Here is a 20299-nt window from a genome sequence, read left to right on the forward strand (position 1 = left end):
GTATGCGAAAAACAGTATACAATGTGCTCGTAAGCAGGCATATGGCCCGAATGTATGTGAAAACAGCATACAATGTGTTCGCAAGCAGGCATATGGTCCGAATGTATGTGAAAAACAGTATACAATGTGCTCGTCGTTAGGATGATTTTGTTCAAATATAAGAAGTTATATGTTTCACTCCATAACTTATCTTTCTATTTCTCGCTAAAACGGTGCTGTCCTTCAAAGGGACGGCAAAGCCGTTTCCACTTGAACCAAAGAAACACCTATGCTCTAGGCTATGAAAAGGAGTGTGCGAACCGTTGAATGTCCTCCCGGAGCTGCTGACCAGCTTAGGCACAGCAGTCCTTCATCTGCTGATGCAGCCCTATTACTATATCGCTATTCTATTTATTGCCCTGTATTACCGTAGGCAGGTAGTTCTGGAACGGAAGCTTATTCATGTGAAGCTGCATAGCTGGGGACCAGAAACCTGGCGGACCGTCTGGACCGGCGGCCTCATGGGGCTGATGGTCTCCCTTACCGCAGTTGCACTGGGAGTTTCGGTATCCTATACGGCTGTAGCCTGTATCTGGGTAGTCAGCCTTGTCTTAATGCTGTTTCGGGTGCGTTATTTATGCTTTGCGTATGCCATAGGCGTGCTTGGCATTGTGCAGTTTGTACTGTCGTTCTTCCCGGAGACGCTACAGAGCGGAGTCGCCGGAACGGTTGCTGGTGCTGTGCGGGAGATGGATATTCCCGCGCTGCTAGCGCTCGCCGCGCTGCTTCACGTGGCCGAGGCGCTGCTGGCGCGCTGGCAGGGGCCCCGGCTGGCGACGCCGCTGTTCCTTGCCGGCAAGCGCGGCAAGGTGGTGGGCGGCTATCAGCTGCAGGCCTTCTGGCCGCTGCCGCTGTTCGTGCTGATTCCGGCAGGCAGCGGAATCGGTGACCTGCCGTGGCATCCGCTGCTGGGCGGGGGCCTCGGCCTGGTCTCGCTGCCGGTCATCATCGGCTTCAGTGAGATGACCCAGGGCATGCTGCCCGGACGCAAGGCGGCCCGGACGTTCGGACGGCTGCTGGTCTACAGCGCCGTCCTGCTCGGCCTTAGCCTGCTTGCGGACCTATGGAGCCCGCTGACGGTTGTCGCGGCGCTCGCGGCTATTCTGCTGCACGAAGGGTTAAGCTGGTACAGCGCTCTGGAGGAGCGCAGCCTTAGCCCCGTCTTCGTGCATCCCCCAGCCGGCCGCAAGGTGCTGGCCGTGCTGCAGGGCAGCCCCGCGCAGGAGCTGGGCATCCTGCCCGGCGAGATCCTGCTGAAGGTCAACGGGGTCCTGTTGACCAGCGCGGCGCAGCTGCATGAGGCGATGCGCATGAACCCCGCGTTCTGCAAGCTGGAGGTGCAGAACCGCGCAGGCGAGAGCAAGTATCTGCAGCGCGCGATCTATGCCGGGGACCATCATCAGCTAGGCATCATTCTGGTGCCGGACCCGGACGGGGGCATCACCGCAGAGACCAAGCCTTCCAGCATCTTCAGCATCATCGGGATGCGGTCAGGCATACGGCAGCGTGGAGTGCAGGGTGACCGGCTGGGCCGGACGAAGAAGACGCCGCCAGCAGAGGCTAAGCAGACCTCGCCGGCAGAGGCCAAGCAGGAATCTGCTGGTGTCTGACGGCGTCTGACGGTAGATTACCAACGTAATTGGCTCCCCCAGCGGTTGCTGGCGCGGAAGGTTAAAGAGACCCGTTCTCCCTGAACTAAGTTCAGGGGGAACGGGCCTCTTTATATTAATAGTTGTTAAGGGAGTGGTGTGAGGTACCTGGAATGTATGCGGGAAACTGAATACAATGCGCCGGGTGGTGGTGTGCGGGGCGAATGTAATCGAAAAACCGATCACATTCAGCGTTGATTGGGCACGTGGTCCAAATGTAATCGAAAAACCGACCACATTCGGCGCTGCTTGGGTGCGTGGACCAAATGTAATCGAAAAACCGATCACATTCGACTGCTTGGGCACGTGGACCAAATGTAATCGAAAAACCGATCACATTCAGCGTTGATTGGGCACGTGGGCCAAGTGTAATCGAAAAACCGATCACACTCGGACGGTGTGGATCGCACTAAGCTCCGGAATTCCTGCAAATAATGCAACAATGTATCGTAGCCCGTAGCCCGTAGCCCGTAGCCCGTAGCCCGTAGCCCGTAGCCCATAACACTCTAGAAGAATCCTGCAAAATGTACAACAATGCGATTCATGCAATCAATCTGTGAGAGGAAACTCTCAGGATTGGCGAGGGGTGGCCAATCTGTGGCTCAAGGGTTCCCCCGCTCTGTTTTCAGATACAGAATCGCAATCTGTGTCCGGTCACGTACGCCGAGCTTACTGAGGATGTCGGTAATATAGTTTTTGATGGTGCCTTCGCTCAGGAACAGCTTGGCGGCGATTTCTTTGTTGGTGAGTCCCTCTGCAATGGAGGTGACGACTGCCTGCTCGGACCTGGTCAGGCCGTAGGCAGCAAGCGGCTGATCCGCCTCGGAGGCTTCCTGACGCGCGGATGGCTGGAGGAAGCCCGCCAGCTTGCGGGCGATCTCGGGATGAATGAGCATATTGCCCTCATGTACGGTCTTGATGCCTTGAATGATCCGGTCCGGCGGGATGTTCTTGAGCAGATATCCGCTGGCTCCGGCGCGCAGAGCCTCAATAATATACTCGTCATCATCGAAGGTCGTCAGCATTAGAACAGCTACAGCCGGATAAGCTTCTTTGATCAGCCATGTACCTTCCACTCCGTCACATCCCGGCATACGGATATCCATAAGTACAACATCCGCTCCGCCGGGCAGCTCCCCCAGCAAGGAGAGAGCCTCCCGGCCCTCCCCTGCGGTTCCCGCCACTTCAATACCGGCATCCATTCCGATCAATACCTTCAAGCTCTCGCGGATAAAAGAATCGTCGTCAACAATCAATACTCTAATCATGGTTCGGCACCTCTTGTCTGTGAGTATACTCCCGCTATCCATCCCCGGCGAACTCGATGAGTGTGCGCAAACTTCCCATCTGGCTCCTCTCTTATAAAACTAATATAGGAAGTTGGAGGATGCGATATAACGGGAAGCAGCAGCATGCGTTACAGTTGGAGAGCGGATCAGTCTGCTGGTGTTGTGGCGTGGAGAAATAGTTAGACAACTGATCAGTTTGGCGATACTGCGAAACAAGGATTGTTGAAGAACTGACCATTCTGCCGATGCCACAGTTCGAGCGAATAGTAGGACAGCAGATTAGTCTGCCGATGTTCTAGCATGGGAAAATAGTTGGATTTTGAGCACTTGCTGATTAGCAAATGCCCTCTCTGGGGACAACAGCTGGAAAAATGACACTTAATTACTCCTAATTCGTCCGTCAGCATCACAACCAGCAACAGTAGATGCTGTTTTTCCAACTAATTTCCTAAAATCATCGGAAACTGTGAAATTAACATACATTTTTCCACTTGTTTGGAGCACAAGGTAGCATATCCCCTCCAGTTTGGGGCAGGAGGTAGCGCTCGCCCCATCGACTCCGCATATCCCCCAGGAAGTGTCACCCACCTTTCCCTGCATCCCCGCAGTCCCGTATCCTGCCAGTCTACACTCCCTCCGGCTGCCGGTACACCGGCAGCCGGGTAACAACTGTGAACTGCGGCTCCAGCCGCAGCTCCAGCGTCCCGCCCACCATGGAGCAGCGCTCGCTCATGCCCTTCATGCCCATCCCGCTGCTGCCCGGCAGACGGCTCAGCGGGTCAGCTACCGGCAGCTTCCCGTTATTGCCGGTCTCCATCCGTACCTCATGCTCCGTATAGGTGATCTCCACCCATACGGAGCTGGCCTGACCGTGCCGCAGCGCATTGGTGATGGCCTCCCGGGCATTGGTGTACAGCACAACCTGAAGGCTCGGATAGAGCGGATAAGGAATCCCTTGCACCGTATAGGAGGTGGCAATGCCGGTATCGCGGCCCACTTCCTCCAGCAGCCGGTCCAGCGCATAGGCACCTTCTGACTGCGGAGTCGGGTTAATCCGCTTCAGCGCCGCACGCATATCATCCATACTGCCCGAGAGCTGATCCCGGATCTGGTTCATCATCTGAAGTCCCGTCTCGGGTGCGGCAGGAATTGTGTGAATGGCCGCTTCAGTCATCATCTTGACCCGGATCAGCCGGTGACCGATGTCATCATGCAGCTGGCGGGCAATCCGTACCCGTTCCTCGGCCTGCGCGGCCACCTCTATGTGCGAGGTGAACTGAAGCAGCCTTGCGCGGGCCTCTTCCAGCTCGAAATGCTTCTTGCGCAGCTCGTCATAGAGGAATAAGGTATCGGCACGCCCGCGCCCTGTCCGGAGCAGCAGCAGGTTCAAGCCGGCACACAGCAGGAAGGTAAGGTTCGTGAACACAAGCACTGCCGGAGCCGCATGAAGCAGGGCGGCATTCAGCAGGGCCAGATGAATACAGAAGAAGGTAAGGGCTGTATTCTTGGGCTGCCGCCGGGTATAGGAGATCACCGCAGACAAGGCCGGAAAAACCATCAGCGGCCCGTATTCATAACAAAGCCAGGCAGTGAGGACCAGCTCTATGCCTCCGGTCAGTGCGGCGAGAGATCCAGATGGCCTTGTACCTAGTGTGACCAGCAGCATCAACAGCATGAAATGCAGAGTGAACCAGTCATAATCGGCGAATTCATAGACTTGCATCGAGAGGATCGCCGGGATGATAAGCAGGCTGTAGCGCAGCAGCATCAGTTCTCTGGTCAAGTAAGCTCATCCTTTTAGATACAATATTCCTTATCGGTCAACATTCTTCACAGGTACATCCATCTTAGCATAAGAGCCCTGCTCTTCAGGAGATGACTTTGGTCACCTCCGGATCATGACCTTTAGTACCTTCGGCTGTGCCTGCCCTACTGTACAATAAGAATACGAGAATGAAGGAATAGGGGGCATCGGCAATGGCACTTGCGGTACTGAGCGATGTTGTGAAGAGATATGACGGTAAGCTGATTGTGGATCACGTGAATTTCAATATCCAGGAGGGCGAAATCTTCGGCCTGCTGGGCCCGAACGGTGCCGGGAAGAGCACGACCATCAGCATGATCTGCGGACTGCTCCAGGCCGACAGCGGCGAGATCCGGATCGACGGGCTGTCCGTAAGGGAGCGGCCGCTTGAGGTGAAGAAGCGGATTGGCCTAGTGCCACAGGAACTGGCTTTATACGAGAATATGTCGGCCAGCGATAATGTAAGCTTTTTCGGCAGACTCTATGGGCTGCGCGGACAACTGCTGAAGGAGCGGACCCGGGAAGCGCTGGAGTTCACCGGACTTAGCGACCGTGCCAAGGATAAGCCGTCCACCTTCTCGGGAGGGATGAAAAGACGGCTGAATATCGCCTGTGCCATCATGCACCGGCCGCGCCTGATTATTATGGATGAACCTACAGTCGGCATTGATCCGCAGTCACGCAATCACATTCTGGAATCCGTGAAGGCCTTGAATAAGATGGGGTCGTCGGTGATCTACACCAGTCATTATATGGAGGAGGTAGCTGCGATCTGTGACCGGGTAGCCATTATGGACCAGGGGCATATCATTGCCTGCGGTACGGAGAACGAGCTGCGCGAACGGGTGGCCCACGAGGAGAAAATCGTTGTGAAAGCAGCGGGCATCACCCCTGCCTTAGTGAACGAGCTGGGGCAGCATCCCCGGATCAACCGGGTAGAAGCGGTACAGGATGCGATCGAGCTGTATCTTCCCTCCTCGCAAAGTGCGCTCCAGGATATTCTGTTTATTTTCTCCAAGCACGAAGGGGTCATTGCCTCCCTGAATATTGAAGAGCCGGATCTGGAGACCTTGTTCCTTAGTCTGACCGGCCGGACCTTGCGGGACTAGAGAGGGGAAGAAACGTGAATATCTGGATTATTATGAAATTTGAGCTGCGCAGACAGCTCCGTTCACGCACATTGCTGCTTAATATGTTCCTGCTGCCGCTGGTGCTGATCTTCCTCTTGGGCGCTTCGCTCTCCGGGGTGGTCGGGGTACAGGGGGCAGATGAGATCAAGCCTGTGCGTGTAGCTATTGTGAATAATGGAGGCGGAGGGGCAGAGGCATCTGCAATCCTTACAGCTTTTCTGGAGACGCCTGAGGTGAAGGGGCTGATTATTCCTGTCAAGACAGAGAGCCGTGAAGCCGCAGAGAGCGGGCTGCGCACGAGCAAATATGCCTATGGTGTTATTGTTCCTTCGGGTTTTGATGAAGAGGTGCAGAGCGGTAAGAAGGTGAGCCTGGAGTTCATTCTGGGCAGGAGCCATGCAGATAACCGGGTAGCCGGAACCGCCTTCGACAATCTGCTGATGGAGCTGAATTATAAGCAGGCGGCAGCCGTTACGCTTGGACCGAAGGCTCTTACAGCGACTTCGGCGCCTGCCGGGAAGCCGGGGGTGGTGCTGGGAGATCTGAACAATGGCGGGAAGACCTATTCGGCGGCTCAGTTCTATGCGGCGTCCATGCTGCTGATGTTCCTGATGTACAGCGGACTTACTGTGACAGCCTCACTTTTTAACGATAAAGAGAACCATACGCTGTTCAGAATCCATTCCATGCCGGTAAAAGGCAGCCATCTGTTCATTGGCAAAATGCTCGGCGTAGGCCTGGTCAGCATCCTGCAGTGCCTTACGATTATTCTGCTGTCTGACTGGCTGTTCGGCGTCTACTGGGGCAACCGCCCGGGACTGCTGCTGCTGTTCTGTCTGCTGATGATTGCCGCCTCAATGACGCTGGGCGTACTGATCTGCTTCTTCAGCCGGACCTCGGCGACTGCTACGAATATCATTAGTGTCCTGACTATAGTGATGACCTTCGTCAGCGGAGGAATGGCGCCGCTTCCCGATTCCTGGGTGAACAGCGCAGGTGCATTTACGCTTAACCATTGGGTGCAGCAGGCGGTCATCCGGATGATGCTGCATTCCGGTCTGGACCAGCTTTTGCCGAATCTGTGGGTGATGTGCTTCATTAGCGCGGCATTATTCGCGGCAGTGATTGTCTCATACCGGAAGGTGGGTTACCGTGGATAAAATATTAATTATTGCCTGGAATATGATCAGACGAAGCATAGGCACCTTCAGGGGGCTTATGGTATTCATTCTGCTTCCAGGCGTAGTGGTGGCAGCAATTATCTCCCTTACTGGAGGGATGGCGGAGGGACCGGCAACCGTTCTATACGTCAACTCGGATACGGGGGCAGCCGGCAGACATTTGATTACGGAGCTGGAGCAGGCCGGAGAATATAAGTTCGAGCCGCGCAGCGATGAGGCCGCTTTGAAGGAAGCGACCATTAAACAGGAGGGGACGGTGGGGGTGTTCATTCCTGCCGGGTACACTGCGGCCTTACTGGCGGGGGAGCCGCCGCAGATCAGCATCTATGAGCTGCGGGCAAGTGAAAGCTCCATCATGATGAAGCTGAAGATCACCGCCAATGCCGCTCAGATTGCCGAAGCAGCGCATACCGTTGCTGCCGCAAGCGGAGGAACAGGTGATATGCAGGCGCAGCTCGCTGCTGTACTGAAGCAGTCGGAGCAGCACAATGTGGGCGGCACCCGCACCGATTATGATCTCTATCCGCGGCAGACGCTGGGCGTGGTTACAGGGATGACGCTTATGTTCCTGATGGCACTGGTGACCAGCTCCGTCTCCCAGATCACGGATGACCGCAGAGGGCGTACCATGATGCGCATGTTCAGCGCGCCGGTCCGTTCGTATGAAATTGCGCTTGGCAACTTCCTGGGCAGCTTCCTTGTAGGAATGATTCAGATTCTTGTTGTGCTGGTGCTGGGAAAATGGGTGCTCCGCTACGATTACGAGATGCCGCTCTTTCTCTACTTCCTGGTGCTGGCGGCCTTCATGCTGGTATCTATGGGCATCGCCAGCACCGTTGCAGGCCTGATCCGCAATCCGCGTAATGCGGGGATGCTGAATTCGCTGATTCTCACTCCGACCTGTATGCTGGGCGGCTGCTTCTGGCCCGTCTCCATCATGCCGGAATATATGCAAAAACTAGCCAACTTTACACCGCAGAAATGGGCGATTCAGGCGGTGGACATTGCCGCAACCGGCGGCGGCTGGAATGAACTGTGGCTGCCGTTTGCGATTCTAGGCCTGATGGCTGCCGTTCTGCTGGCGATTGGCTCTGCCATTCTCCGTCCGAATGAAGCGGGAATCAGCACCTGAGACCAAAGCGTACCCTTGCTGCCCTTCATGTCTAAAACGGACATATTCAATTTGTATAATTATGTGATATGATCAAATCAAAGGAATATATGACAGGAGGATACGAGGATGGGCAGCAATAAGCTGGCTTGGACCTGGAAGGTGAAAGAGGAATACTTAGAGGAATACGTACAAATGCATCTGGATCCGTGGCCGGAGATTCTGGAGGAGCACAGCAAGGCGGGCATCTGCAATTATTCGATTTTTCAGAACGGCAACCAGTTCTTCTATTGCTTTGAATGTAATGATACGGAAGCTGCGTTCGCCTACATCGCCGGGAGTGAGGCCTGCAACCGCTGGAATGCGATCACCTCGAAGATGGTCGAGGGCTCCTTTGATTTCAACGATGCGGTTCCGATGGTGCCGCTGCGCGAGGTCTTTTATCTGAAGTAATCCGGTTTACAGCAATGTTGATTGGAGATATACTGGAGAGAATCATTTAAGCGAACTGAATAATTCAGTGTTATTAGGAGGAGCCTGTCACCAAGGCTTCTCTTTGTCGTTTTACGGGTTTTTTAGGAAAAGGAGTGAAAAGCGCAAGTGGAATTCATACTGTATTTACTGCTGATTCTATTATTCACCAAGCTGGCCGGGGACTTGTCTGTGCGGCTCGGGCAGCCTGCGGTGCTGGGGAAGCTGCTGGTCGGCATCCTTCTCGGACCCGCCGTGCTCGGCTGGGTGCAGCCGGGCGCATTCATACATTACATGTCGGAGATTGGCGTGCTGCTGCTGATGTTCATGGCGGGACTGGAGACAGACCTGAGGCAGCTGCGTGAGAACTGGAAGGCGGCATTTGCGGTAGCTGTGGGCGGGATACTGCTGCCCTTTGCCGGCGGCTTCGCTATCGGGGAGTGGTTCGGCTTCGCGGATCACAATGCGCTGTTCCTGGGGGTGATTCTGAGCGCGACCTCGGTCAGTATCTCTGTTCAGGTGCTGAAGGAGATGGAACGGCTGAATTCGCCGGAAGGCTCGACCATTCTGGGGGCCGCGGTGATTGATGATATTCTCGTTGTGATTCTGCTGGCGGTGCTGATGAGCTTTTTCGGTACGGGGGGAAATATCCCGATAAGTCTTCTGATCGGCCAAAAACTGCTGTTCTTCGCCGTAGCTGTCATTGCCGGCTGGCTTGCTGTTCCCCGCCTGATGCGCTGGCTCGCCCCCTTGCGGGTAACCGAGGCGGTCATGACTGCTGCGCTGGTGATTCTCTTTGCTTATGCGTATTTTGCCGAGAAAATGGGAATGGCCGGAATCATCGGCGCCTTTGCCGCAGGAATTGCTATTGCCCAGACACCCTTCAAGCAGGTGGTAGAGTCCAAAGTAGAGCCGATTGCTTATACGCTGTTTGTGCCGGTCTTTTTTGTGAGCATCGGGCTGAATGTCAGCTTTGAGGGGCTGGGCAGCCACATCCTATTTGTGGTGGTGTTATCCATATTCGCTATATTGGCCAAATGGCTGGGCGGCGGAATCGGCGCGCGGCTGACCGGGTTCAATACGCGGTCCTCGCTCATTATCGGCGCAGGCATGATTTCCAGAGGCGAAGTCGCTCTGATTATCGCTTCTACGGGTCTGGCGAGCGGGCTGCTGCTTCCTGAATATTTTACCGGTGTCATTATCGCTGTGATTCTGACTACACTGGTCACGCCGCCGCTGCTCAAGGGAATGTTCCGGTAAACCGTCCGGTGCGGAATGCTTGTAGCCCGCTTAATGTTATATAAATGATCCATTAACGGCCTCCTCTGTTGGGGGCCTTTTAATATGTTTTGGGTTCCCTGCAAAGTACCTGAATCATCATTATTTTGTGCCTATATGTCTGATGGAGGAGAAGCCGCCCGCCTTAAGACTGACCGCGAAACCCTCCGGGAGACGGTTTTGGCATTGGCCTTCAGCCCTTACACTGAAACAAGAATCGGCCGTGTATACATACGTGAACAGACTACCCGCATTCGAACTATTAATGGAATGGAAGGGGTACACAATAATGACTTGGTTGACGAAATGGTCGTTTGGCAATAAGGGGGCGCTCGGACTGCTGGTGGTGATGGCGCTGGTCGTTGGAATGATGAGCTATACCTCGCTGCCCATGGAATTCATGCCGGAGGCGGATAACCCGCAGGTGACGGTTGCCGTGCTGGGACCCGGGCAGGATGCGCATTCCATGGAGACACAGGTGACGAAGCCGATAGAGGCCGCAACCGCACTCATCAAAGGCAAGACGGAACAGATGTCCACATCGGCGGACGGCTATGCCAAGGTGGATCTTTATTTTGACGGCAAGTCGGATATGAAGGAAGCTGCGCAGGAGGTGGAGAAGGCGGTCCGCGCCCTGAAGTTCCCGCAAGGGGTGATGGACCCGTTCATCATTCAGCTGAACACCTCGATGATTCCTGTGTCGCAGGTCACGGTTGCATTCGATGAAGGAATGACGAAGGAGAATCTGGAGATTACCGAGAAGCGGATTCTTCCTGCTATGCAGCAGATCAAGGGTGTAGCCAGCGTAGCCCTATACGGCAAAACCTCGCCGCAGGTGCAAGTAAAGCTTGATCCGGCAGCGATGGCCGCCAAGGGCGTGAATACCGCGCAGGTGATGGGACTGCTTCAGGGCCGCAGCGTATCGGCATCTGTAGGGGAGCAGACCATTGGCGGACAGAGCGGAAATGTGAATGTGGTCTCCGCCATCGAGAGTGTGGATTCGCTTGCCAAGCTGCCGGTGGCAGCAGGAGTCACGCTGGGTGATATTGCGGCTGTAGCGCCCAAGCTTGATCAGGAAAGTGTCAGCCGCTCGAACGGCAAGGATGTGTTGTTCCTCGTAGTCACCAAAGAGGCCAGTGCCAATGCGGTGGATGTAGGCGGCTTGGTCCGTACTACTGCCAAGGAGCTTACAGCCAGTATCCCGAATGCCGAGGTATCGATGATCTTCAGCAGCTCGGATATGGTGGTGACCTCGGTGAACAGTATGCTGCGGGAGGTGCTGCTGGGTGCTCTATTCGCTACTATTGTTATTCTGGTCTTCCTGCGCAATCTCCGGGCTACGCTGATCACAGCGGTGTCCATTCCGTTATCGCTGGCCGTTACCTTGTATCTGCTGAAAATGTCAGGGATCACCCTCAACATCGTGACTCTTGGCGGCGTTGCCGTTGCGGTTGGACGGCTGGTCGATGACAGCATCGTAGTGATTGAGAATATCTACCGGCGGATGCAGCAGGAGCGATTGTCCCGCTCCATGGTCATCAGCGCTACCGGGGAGGTAGCCCGGGCCATTACCACCTCCACCATCGCGACGGTAGCGGTCTTCCTGCCGATGGGGCTGCTGCGCGGGGGCCTTCAGGCTTTCCTGTTGCCGTTTGCCTTGACGGTGACCTACTCGCTGCTGACTTCGCTGGTAGTTGCTTTGACCATTGTACCAGTCCTGAGCTCCCGGCTGCTCAAGGGTTCGGCGCTGAAGAAGCATGAGCCTTCCCGTAGATTCAGCCGCTTCCTGGAATGGAATCTGCAGCGGAAATGGCTAACGTTATCGCTGGGACTCCTGCTCTTGGCGGGTTCCATTGGCGCCTATATCGCCATGCCGAAGGGTGCGCTGGATGCTACAGATGCCAGCACTGTAACCGTCCGGCTGGCCTATCCGAATAATGTTCCTGTAACGGAGGTGCTGGAGAACGGCAAGCTGCTGGAAGCTGAGCTGATGAAGCAGCCGCAGGCGCAGACCGTTATTATGCAGTCCGGCAATAGTGCGGATTCCGCGCAGTGGGGGAGTGTGGTCTCCCTGACGCAGGTGGATTATACGATTATGATGAAGGAAGGCAGTGATGCACAGGCTTTCATGGATCATATCCGCGGTCTGCAATCCTCTTATGCCGGAGCTACATTGACCACAGGAGCAGCCAGTATGATGGGCGTAAGCTCGACCAGTGAGTATATTGATATCGTAGGCGATGATCCGGAGGTCATTCATACCGTAGCCAAGGAAGTCGCCGCCAAAGTACAAGGGATTAAAGGGGTGGAAAAGGTCGCCAGCAATATGGAGGACACGCGTCCGGTCTTTGCTTTCAAGGTAGATCCGGCATTGGCGAATGCTCAGGAGATCTCCATGCAGCTTGCGGCTATGCTGAATCCGGTGCCGCTAGGCCAGATCGAGCTGGACGGCTCTCCGGCTGCGGTGGTGCTTGAACCCATAGTGCAGCCTGCATCGCAGAAGGAACTGCAGCAGCTGACAATCATGACGGTATCCGGTCCGCAGCCGCTGTCACAGGTGGCTGAGCTTACGGTGAGCGACCAGCCGGCTATGCTATATCATAAAGACGGCAAGCCCTATGCCCGCATTACAGCAGAGGTAGACCCGAAGCGGGTCTCGGCCATTGGCGCGGAGATTGGCAAGCAGACGGAAGGCATTACCTTGCCAGAAGGGGTCACGCTATTCGCGGGCGGTGCTTCAGCGCAGCAGGCCGGAGACTTCGGCGACCTGGGGATGACGGCGCTGATCTCCATCGGACTGGTCTACCTGATTATGGTTCTGACCTTCAAGACGCTGCGTGCGCCCCTGGCGATTATGTTCTCCCTGCCGCTTGCCGCCATCGGAGCTATTATTGCGCTGCTGATCTCGGGGATCACTCCTGACTTCACCGCTTTGTTCGGTGCCTTGATGCTCATCGGAATAGTGGTTACCAATGCTATCGTACTAATTGACCGGATCAAGCATAATGAGGAGCAGATGACCATCCGCGAGGCCATTCTGGAAGCTGCGGGTACACGGATGCGTCCGATCCTGATGACGGCGATTGCCACCGTCTGCGCCATGCTTCCCTTGTTATTTGGGCAATCCGAGCAGGGAAGCATCGTCTCGCAGAGTCTGGCGATTGTAGTCATTGGCGGCCTGACAGCAGCAACTCTGCTGACCCTGCTGGTCGTTCCGGCCATCTACGAGCTGCTCTACTTCCGCAAATCTGCCAAACAGCGCAGGCAGGCTGCCGCCGTTCCGGCACCGGGGGATCTGCCAGGCTGATCCGGGTGACTATTTTTTAAAGAAAAAAAGACAATCTCTAAATTTATGGACCGGGCTAATCTTATATAATGGGTTGTACACCAAAAAAGATTAGAGGGGAATGAGTCCAATCCGGTCTACAGCTACAACACTGGCAGCGGGCGCGGTCTTGTCGCTTAGTCTGCTGCTTGGATGCAGCAGCCAAAATACATCCGTCACCGGTACTCCGGCGGCAGAACCAGCTTCATCTGGCTCAGCGTCTGCTTCTGCATCGCCGTCTGCAACTCCTATTGCTCCTGCACAGACTGTATCATCTGTACCAGCTGCATCGGCAGCCGCCTCAGAAACTGCATCCGCAGTGACCCCGGCAACTACGTCTGGCCTCACCAGCCAGTTCCCGCCGGAGGGGCTGGCCGGATCGGTCATTATCGATTCCGTGAATGCCAAAGGGACGGTTCGGGCGAGAACCTCAGCCGGACAAGGCGAGCTGCTGATGATCGCAAGCGGTCCGGAGGAGCGGGGACATCTGTTGTCCTCCAGTAACGATGGTCTGGAGGGGGAACCGACGTATCAGGCAGATTACTCCATCGTATACCGGGAGGGGAAGCAGGATCAGGTATTGCTTAAGCTGCCGGCCTTCTTGTTCGTACAGCCGACAGACCGCGTGCTGGAGTTTGGTGTGGTCTCCTTTGCGAGGGCAGAAGTCTATCTGCTTGCTCCCCAATATAAATCAGGACATGGACTGGTTGCTTACGCCTTTGCTAGGGAGAAGGGGAGCGGAGAAGTGTTTCCGTTATCCTTCAAGCAGGGAGAAAGCGTACACGATACACTGGTCTACTCCGAGCTGCCTCCGTTCCCGGAGGGCCAGAATGAACAGTTAGTGGTATACTTGCCACAGGGTGCCGGGGGCGAACCGGGACCAGGACCACAGAGTTATGAGCTGGACCTCGATAAGCGGCAATTTGTTGCACAGTAGAACGAAGTAGAGTAAAACCTCCCTTGTATCTGGAGTTTTTTTTCAGGTAATCAAAGGGAGGTTTTTTTAGCATATAATAAGCGGCTGAAATCCAAAGGGAAGTGGTTCGGGAGGCTGGCGGAGGCATGCCGGATTGTGCGGATGAAAGGGATAAATCCCTTAGATGCGGCCGGAAGCGGGCGGATGAGTGAAATGAGAGTGATAAATCCCTCAGATGCGGCCGGAAGTGGGCGGATGAGCGAAATGAGAGGGATAAATCTCCCAGATGCGGCCGGAAGTGGACTGGTGAGCGAAATGAGAGGGATAAATCCCTCAGGTGCGGCCGGAAGCGGGCGGATGAGCGAGAATGAGAGGGATAAATCCCTCAGATGCGGCCGGAAGAGGGCGGAAGAGCAAAATGAGAGGGATAAATCCCTCAGATGTGGCCGGAAGTGGGCGGATGAGCGAGAATGAGAGGGATAAATCCCTCAGGATGCGGCCGGAAGTGGGCGGATGAGCGAAATGAGAGGGATAAATCCCTCAGATGCGGCCGGAAGCGGACTGGTGAGCGGAATGAAAGGGATAAATCCCTCAGATGCGGCCGGAAGCGGGCGGGTGAGTGAAATGAGAGGGATAAATCCCCCAGATGTGGCCGGAAGTGGGCTGGGTGAGCGAAATGAGAGGGATAAATCCCTTAGATGCGGCCGGAAGTGGGCGGATGAGCGAAATGAGAGGGATAATGCTGTTAGTGTTAACCGTGGACACCCGTTAAGAGAATAGAGATAATGAGTTTAACGAGGAGGTGTCCGCATGAGTGGAACACGGAGAAGCTACAATGAAGAATACAAAAGACAGGCCGTAAAGTACATCCAGGAGCAGACGAAAACGGTGGCGGAATTGGCCCTGGAGCTGGATGTCCCCGCCAAAACGTTGCATAAATGGCTAGGTCAGTACCGGCAGTTTGAGAATGAGCCCATCATTACTCCAGACAAATACAGAGAGCTGGAACGTCAACTGAAGGAGCGGGAGCAAGAACTCGCAGACCTGACAGAGGAGATGGCCATCCTAAAAAAAGCCGTGCACATCTTCAGCAATCCAAAGAACTGAGATTTCGGTTTATTGAAGATCATCGCTCCGAGTTCCGCGTGGAGAAGATGTGCAGTGTCTTTCAGGTGTCCCGGAGCGGGTATTACAAATGGAGAACAGCGAAGCCCAGCCCTCAAGCCACTCGTAAAGCCTTGTTGCTAAAGCGGATTGCCTATCATTTTCACGACTCTAAGGGTCGCTATGGCAGCCCCAAAATCAAGGTTCTCCTAGTGCGTGAAGGGCACCAGGTCAGTGAACGCACGGTAGGCAAGTACATGAAAGAACTGGGGCTGCGCTCTTGTGTCGCAAAGAGATTTCGCGTATGCACCACCGACTCCAACCATCCGCTACCCATTGCCCCCAACTTGTTAAACCAGCAATTTCACACGGAAAAGCCGAACCAGACGTGGGTAGCGGATATCACCTACATTCCCTGCCGGGAAGGACGAATGTACTTGGCGAGCGTGCTGGACCTGTGTACCCGGGAGATTGTCGGCTGGCGGCTTAGCGACCGGATGACCACTGACCTCGTACAGGGCGCTCTGGACGCTGCCTACCAGGCCAAACGCCCCGGAAAGGGCTTGATTCACCATTCGGATCGAGGCTCCCAGTACGCCTCTGCAGACTACCGGGAACGCCTAAAGACGTACCAGATGACCGCAAGCATGAGCCGCAAAGGAAACTGTTATGATAACGCCTGTATCGAATCTTTTCACAGCCTCTTAAAAAAAGAGTTGGTGTACTGGAATCGATTTAAAACGAAGCAACAGGCGTATGATGCCATTTTCCAGTACATTGAATTTTTCTACAACCGTAAACGAATCCATGGGGCACTGGGGTACGTTTCTCCGGTTCAGTTTGCAGCCACATTTAAGCGAAAAACGTTGTAGGTTTTGTCTACTTTCTTGACAGGAGTCCATAAATCCCTCAGATGTGGCCGGAAGTGGGCGGGTGAGCGAAATGAAAGGGGTAAATCCCTCAGATGTGGCCGGAAGTGGGCGGGTGAGCGAAATGAGAGGGATAAATCCCTCAGATGTGGCCGGAAGTGGGCGGATGAGTGAAATGAGAGGGATAAATCCCTCAGATGTGGCCGGAAGTGGGCGGGTGAGTGAAATGAGAGGGATAAATCCCTCAGATGTGGCCGGAAGCGGACTAGTGAGCGGAATGAAAGGGATAAATCCCTTAGATGCGGCCGGAAGTGGGCGGGTGAGCGAAATGAAAGGGATAAATCCCTTAGATGCGGCCGGAAGTGGGCGGATGAGTGAAATGAGAGGGATAAATCCCTCAGATGCGGCCGGAAGTGGGCGGGTGAGCGAAATGAGAGGGATAAATCCCTTAGATGCGGCCGGAAGTGGGCGGATGAGCGAAATGAGAGGGATAAATCCCTCAGATGCGGCCGGAAGCGGACTGGTGAGCGGAATGAAAGGGATAAATCCCTCAGATGTGGCCGGAAGTGGGCTGGAGGAGCCAATGAGGAGCACTAGTGCCCCTGAAATCCCCAAATGTGATTAAAACCAGTAAATGAAGTGCACTAATGCACCTGAAATCCTCAAATGCGCACCAATCCAGCAAATAAGGTGCACTTCTGCACCTCATCGCCCTCAGTACCACATTCTCCTTGCCCCGCTTACTGGCAGCTTCCCCACCTCCCGCCGGAATCCGCGCAAGTGAGGGGTGGACTGCCATACCGCCGGAATCCGCGCAAGTGAGCGGTGGACTGCCATACCGCCGGAACCCGCCACAAGTGAGCGGCGGACTGCCATACCGCAAGAACCCGCCGCAAGTGAGCGGCGGACTGCCAAGCAGCCACACCCCTCAGTTCCCCGTACTCTCATACCGGGACAATCCGTACCGGAAGACTCCGTAAGCTGCAGCCGCGCTTCCGATAGCCGCGACAGGGGCGAGGAGCCACCAGCCGGACCAGCCGCTTTTACCGAAAATATAGGTTGCCGGGTAGAAGCTGATGAACGCATAGGGCAGCACCGTCGAAATAAAGATGCGGATCGCCTGCGGAAACAGGGTAATCGGGTATTTGGCCAGATCAGACAGATTATGCACCATTAGCGGGAACGCATTCCCCGCATTGCGAATCCAGAAGGCCGCCGAGTTGCCCATGAGATTAATGGATACCCGGATGATGACTGCCGTGATGAACAGCAGCAGCAGCACCGCCGCCTTGCCCGCAGTCCAGTGGATAGGGCTGTGCATGAGCGACTGCCAGATGATCACTCCGCCGATGAGCAGATTACCGAGTCCGTTAATCCCAATCCCCGTGCAGAACACCTGAAGAACCACCGGCACCGGCCGCAGCAGATAACGGTCCAGCTCCCCTGTGTTGACCAGTCTGCCCAGCCGCCAGCTGCCCTCGAAGAACAGCGAACCCGCCCCCTCCGTCAGGAAGATCATGGCGTACATGAAGGTGACCTCCCAGAACTGCCAGCCCTGAATATCCGGAATCCGGTCATAGATCACCCACAGGAACACGAATCCCAATACCTGCGTCAAGGCCGCCGAGCACATTAGGATATAAAAGTCTTTGTTGTACTCCAGAATCGCCTTAAGCTGCTGCACATATAGCCTTCTATAGAGATAGAGCATTTGCGATAATTTCATTCTGCGTCCTCCTTCCGCCTTAGCCTCCATGAATGGTCACCTGGCGGACCGCCCAGTTCCACATGGCTTTGCCCGCCATCCAGAGTCCTGCTCCCCAAAAGAGCTGAATCCCGATCAGCCTTAGGCTCTCCCCGGTATCTGCCTGCTGGAGGAAGATCATCGTCGGCGTATGAATGATGGCCTGGAAGGGCAGCAGTAGCGCCAGCTTTTCCAGCCAGTCCGGGAAAAATGCCAGCGGCACCAGTGCGCCCGACAGCAGGTTAGTAAGCGCAATCCGCGTCCAGACAATCCCGAGGGACCCCGTCGACCAGAAGCATAACAGAGCCGCCAGATAGACCACGCCGAATTTGACCACAACCGCGCAGAGCAGACTGACCGCAAACAGCAGATAGACGATCGGCGAGTGGGGGAAGGTCACTCCGGTAAGGAAGGTGGCAAACACGATCAGCATTACCGTACTGATAGCCCCTTCCAGCAGGCTGGCGCCCAGGGTCTCGGCGAATCGGGCCGTCTGGAAATCAATCGGCTTCAGCAGGTCCATGGCGACGCTGCCGTCAAGGATTTTGCCGGAGATGGCGGTCTCGGAATACCAGGATAAGACGGAATTGGCCAGGAAGGTCACCAGCAGATAGGTCTTCATCTGATCCCAGGAGTAGCCGCCCACCGCCTCACGCCCGCCATAGATTCCCTGCCAGAGGAAGAAGATCGCGACCAGATTAATGGAGTTTGCGAGTAAATTAATGATGTAGGAGTTCCGGTAGGCCATCACATTCTGCAAGGAGCGATTGGCAATGCTTCTGTATTTGTTAAGCCGGGCTGCTGTCGTCATGGTGCCCCTGCCCCCTTGCTCCCCGGTGCTCGTTCAAGTCCAGTTGGCCGTCATAGACAGCCTTAATGACCTGCTCAATGTGGGTATCTTCCATGCGGAAATCGAGGACCTCCCCATGCTTCATCACCCGGCTGACCACTTCACTGGCGGTATATTCATACCGGTCAAAAGTGACCGAGAACTCCTGGCTGCTCTGCTGCTCCAGCTTCAGCCCGGGACTCTGCTCCAGCAGCTTGTACAACTCCGGCATAGGGGAGCGTACCTGGAAGAAGATGACCCGGTTTTTGGCAAAACGGGCCTTGACCTCGCTCAGCGTACCGTCATAAATAATCGCGCCGTGATCGATAATGACCAGCCGCTTGCACAGGTCCTCAATGTCGCCCAGGTCGTGGGTCGTCAGCATCACAGTCGTCTGCTGCTCCTGGTTGATCTGCTTGATGAACCCGCGGATCTTCTCCTTCACAGATACGTCAAGGCCAATCGTCGGCTCATCGAGATACAGAATCGGCGGATTATGCAGCAGGGCAGCAGCCAGATCGGCACGCATGCGCTGACCCAGCGAGAGCTTCCGCGCGGACAGGTGGATGAATTCGCTCATCCCGAGCATTTCGGTGAACAAGTCCATGTTCTTCCTATATTGGGCATCCGGAATCTGATAGATATCCTTCAGCAGCGAGAAGGACTCGGCAATCGGAATATCCCACCACAGCTGGGTGCGCTGCCCGAAAACTGCGCCGATCTGGGCGGCGTTCTCCATTCTTTTGCGGTACGGATTGATGCCGTTCACCGAGATACTCCCGGAGGACGGCATCAGAATGCCGGTCAGCATCTTGATGGTAGTCGATTTACCGGCACCGTTCGGTCCCACGTAGGCCACCGTCTCTCCGGCTTCAATGCTCAGATCCAGCGGCTTGACCGCCACCTTCTCAATATGCCGGGGCAGGAACAGATGCTTCACCGCTCCCTTTAGGCCGGGCTCCTTCACCGCCTGCATAAAGGACTTACTCAGTCCTCTGGCTTCAATCATACTCAAGCTTAACCCTCCTGTTCATTTCTTTGAAAGCGTTACCGCAGATGGCTGCGGAGAAAATATCTGAATCCTCAGCTGGCTCAAAGACGTAAGAGTAAATATATCACTGAGCCGATGTCGAAAACTATCAGTTTAGGTCGATTTTGCAAAAAAAAGCGGCAACCCCCGATAGCTATACCAACCGGGATTTGCCACTGCGCTTAAGCAGAGTCTGGACGGCGAACCCTACCAGCAGGGGCAGCGCCAGCTGAACCTCAAGTCTCCAGTCTACCGCATACAGGTCTACGAGGTTAATCTGCTTCAACAATACATAGGTCACATTGTATAAGAGGAATGAACAGCTGAAGGTGAGCAGCGGAACCAGATGCAGGGTCCTTTTATTCTGCAGCAGCCGGTATCCCGCAAGGGTTAAGAGTGTGTAGCTGGCCATAATGAACAGGGCATAATTACTGCCGAAGCGCAGGAAGGATACCATTGCGGTAGCCAAATTGAGGGTAGTCGATAGATAGCCGATGCGAAGCATGTCGAACCTCCTGGAATTATGTAGA

Annotated in this window: 19 protein-coding genes; 11 read left to right on the forward strand and 8 right to left on the reverse strand. The window is 55.1% G+C overall.

Annotation, left to right across the window (positions count from 1 at the left end):
• Positions 1-302: 302 nt before the first annotated feature.
• Entirely contained in the window at positions 303-1649 is a 1347-nt protein-coding gene (locus NSU18_RS22570) for a PDZ domain-containing protein (RefSeq protein WP_341150107.1), read from the forward strand.
• Between the two features lie 641 nt (positions 1650-2290).
• Here the strand turns inward: NSU18_RS22570 and NSU18_RS22575 are convergent.
• On the reverse strand, positions 2291-2956 hold the full coding sequence (locus tag NSU18_RS22575) for a response regulator transcription factor (RefSeq protein ID WP_341150108.1): 666 nt from the start codon (positions 2954-2956) through the stop codon (positions 2291-2293).
• Positions 2957-3602: 646 nt separating this feature from the next.
• Entirely contained in the window at positions 3603-4760 is a 1158-nt protein-coding gene (locus NSU18_RS22580) for a sensor histidine kinase (protein ID WP_341150109.1), read from the reverse strand.
• Positions 4761-4954: 194 nt separating this feature from the next.
• Between NSU18_RS22580 and NSU18_RS22585 the strand changes: the two genes are divergently transcribed.
• The 6 genes from NSU18_RS22585 (at position 4955) to NSU18_RS22610 (ending at position 13259) form a co-directional block, all read left to right on the forward strand.
• On the forward strand, positions 4955-5890 hold the full coding sequence (locus NSU18_RS22585; RefSeq protein WP_341016274.1) for an ABC transporter ATP-binding protein: 936 nt from the start codon (positions 4955-4957) through the stop codon (positions 5888-5890).
• 14 nt (positions 5891-5904) lie between these two features.
• Positions 5905-7071: an ABC transporter permease gene (locus NSU18_RS22590; protein ID WP_341016275.1), complete on the forward strand. Its 1167-nt coding sequence runs from the start codon at positions 5905-5907 to the stop codon at positions 7069-7071.
• Complete coding sequence (locus NSU18_RS22595) at positions 7064-8224, forward strand: ABC transporter permease (protein WP_341016277.1); 1161 nt, start codon at positions 7064-7066, stop codon at positions 8222-8224. Before NSU18_RS22590 ends, NSU18_RS22595 begins: the two co-directional genes overlap by 8 nt.
• Positions 8225-8332: 108 nt before the next feature.
• Positions 8333-8656, forward strand: coding sequence for an L-rhamnose mutarotase (locus NSU18_RS22600; protein ID WP_341150110.1), 324 nt, complete (start codon positions 8333-8335; stop codon positions 8654-8656).
• A 147-nt stretch (positions 8657-8803) separates the two neighbouring features.
• Complete coding sequence (locus NSU18_RS22605) at positions 8804-9934, forward strand: cation:proton antiporter (RefSeq protein WP_341150111.1); 1131 nt, start codon at positions 8804-8806, stop codon at positions 9932-9934.
• Between the two features lie 307 nt (positions 9935-10241).
• Complete coding sequence (locus NSU18_RS22610; protein ID WP_341150112.1) at positions 10242-13259, forward strand: efflux RND transporter permease subunit; 3018 nt, start codon at positions 10242-10244, stop codon at positions 13257-13259.
• A gap of 90 nt (positions 13260-13349) precedes the next feature.
• Here the strand turns inward: NSU18_RS22610 and NSU18_RS22615 are convergent, their stop codons facing one another.
• Positions 13350-13685, reverse strand: a complete 336-nt coding sequence (locus NSU18_RS22615) for a hypothetical protein (RefSeq protein WP_341150113.1) — start codon at positions 13683-13685, stop codon at positions 13350-13352.
• Between NSU18_RS22615 and NSU18_RS22620 the strand changes: the two genes are divergently transcribed.
• The 4 genes from NSU18_RS22620 (at position 13675) to NSU18_RS22635 (ending at position 16791) form a co-directional block, all read left to right on the forward strand.
• The gene (locus NSU18_RS22620) at positions 13675-14214 is read left to right on the forward strand and encodes a hypothetical protein (protein WP_341150114.1); all 540 of its coding nucleotides are present in this window, start codon (positions 13675-13677) and stop codon (positions 14212-14214) included. The genes NSU18_RS22615 and NSU18_RS22620 overlap by 11 nt on opposite strands.
• Before the next feature lie 789 nt (positions 14215-15003).
• The gene (locus NSU18_RS22625) at positions 15004-15300 is read left to right on the forward strand and encodes a transposase (RefSeq protein WP_341016938.1); all 297 of its coding nucleotides are present in this window, start codon (positions 15004-15006) and stop codon (positions 15298-15300) included.
• A gap of 11 nt (positions 15301-15311) precedes the next feature.
• Complete coding sequence (locus NSU18_RS22630) at positions 15312-16169, forward strand: IS3 family transposase (RefSeq protein ID WP_341018673.1); 858 nt, start codon at positions 15312-15314, stop codon at positions 16167-16169.
• Positions 16170-16332: 163 nt separating this feature from the next.
• Positions 16333-16791 (forward strand): hypothetical protein, encoded by a 459-nt coding sequence (locus tag NSU18_RS22635; RefSeq protein WP_341150115.1) that lies wholly within the window; start codon positions 16333-16335, stop codon positions 16789-16791.
• Between the two features lie 89 nt (positions 16792-16880).
• Here the strand turns inward: NSU18_RS22635 and NSU18_RS22640 are convergent, their stop codons facing one another.
• The 5 genes from NSU18_RS22640 to NSU18_RS22660 form a co-directional block, all read right to left on the reverse strand.
• A complete protein-coding gene (locus tag NSU18_RS22640; RefSeq protein WP_341150116.1) occupies positions 16881-17081 on the reverse strand; it encodes a hypothetical protein in 201 nt (66 codons plus the stop codon).
• A gap of 13 nt (positions 17082-17094) precedes the next feature.
• Complete coding sequence (locus tag NSU18_RS22645; protein ID WP_341016288.1) at positions 17095-17892, reverse strand: ABC transporter permease; 798 nt, start codon at positions 17890-17892, stop codon at positions 17095-17097.
• Positions 17893-17911: 19 nt separating this feature from the next.
• The gene (locus NSU18_RS22650; RefSeq protein WP_341016289.1) at positions 17912-18721 is read right to left on the reverse strand and encodes an ABC transporter permease; all 810 of its coding nucleotides are present in this window, start codon (positions 18719-18721) and stop codon (positions 17912-17914) included.
• Positions 18699-19748, reverse strand: coding sequence for an ABC transporter ATP-binding protein (locus tag NSU18_RS22655; protein ID WP_341018559.1), 1050 nt, complete (start codon positions 19746-19748; stop codon positions 18699-18701). The genes NSU18_RS22650 and NSU18_RS22655 overlap by 23 nt, the downstream gene beginning before the upstream one ends.
• A gap of 175 nt (positions 19749-19923) precedes the next feature.
• A complete protein-coding gene (locus tag NSU18_RS22660) occupies positions 19924-20274 on the reverse strand; it encodes a hypothetical protein (RefSeq protein ID WP_341016290.1) in 351 nt (116 codons plus the stop codon).
• Between the last annotated feature and the right edge of the window lie 25 nt (positions 20275-20299).

Source organism: Paenibacillus sp. FSL H8-0048 (assembly GCF_038002825.1).
GTDB lineage: Bacteria > Bacillota > Bacilli > Paenibacillales > Paenibacillaceae > Paenibacillus_AQ.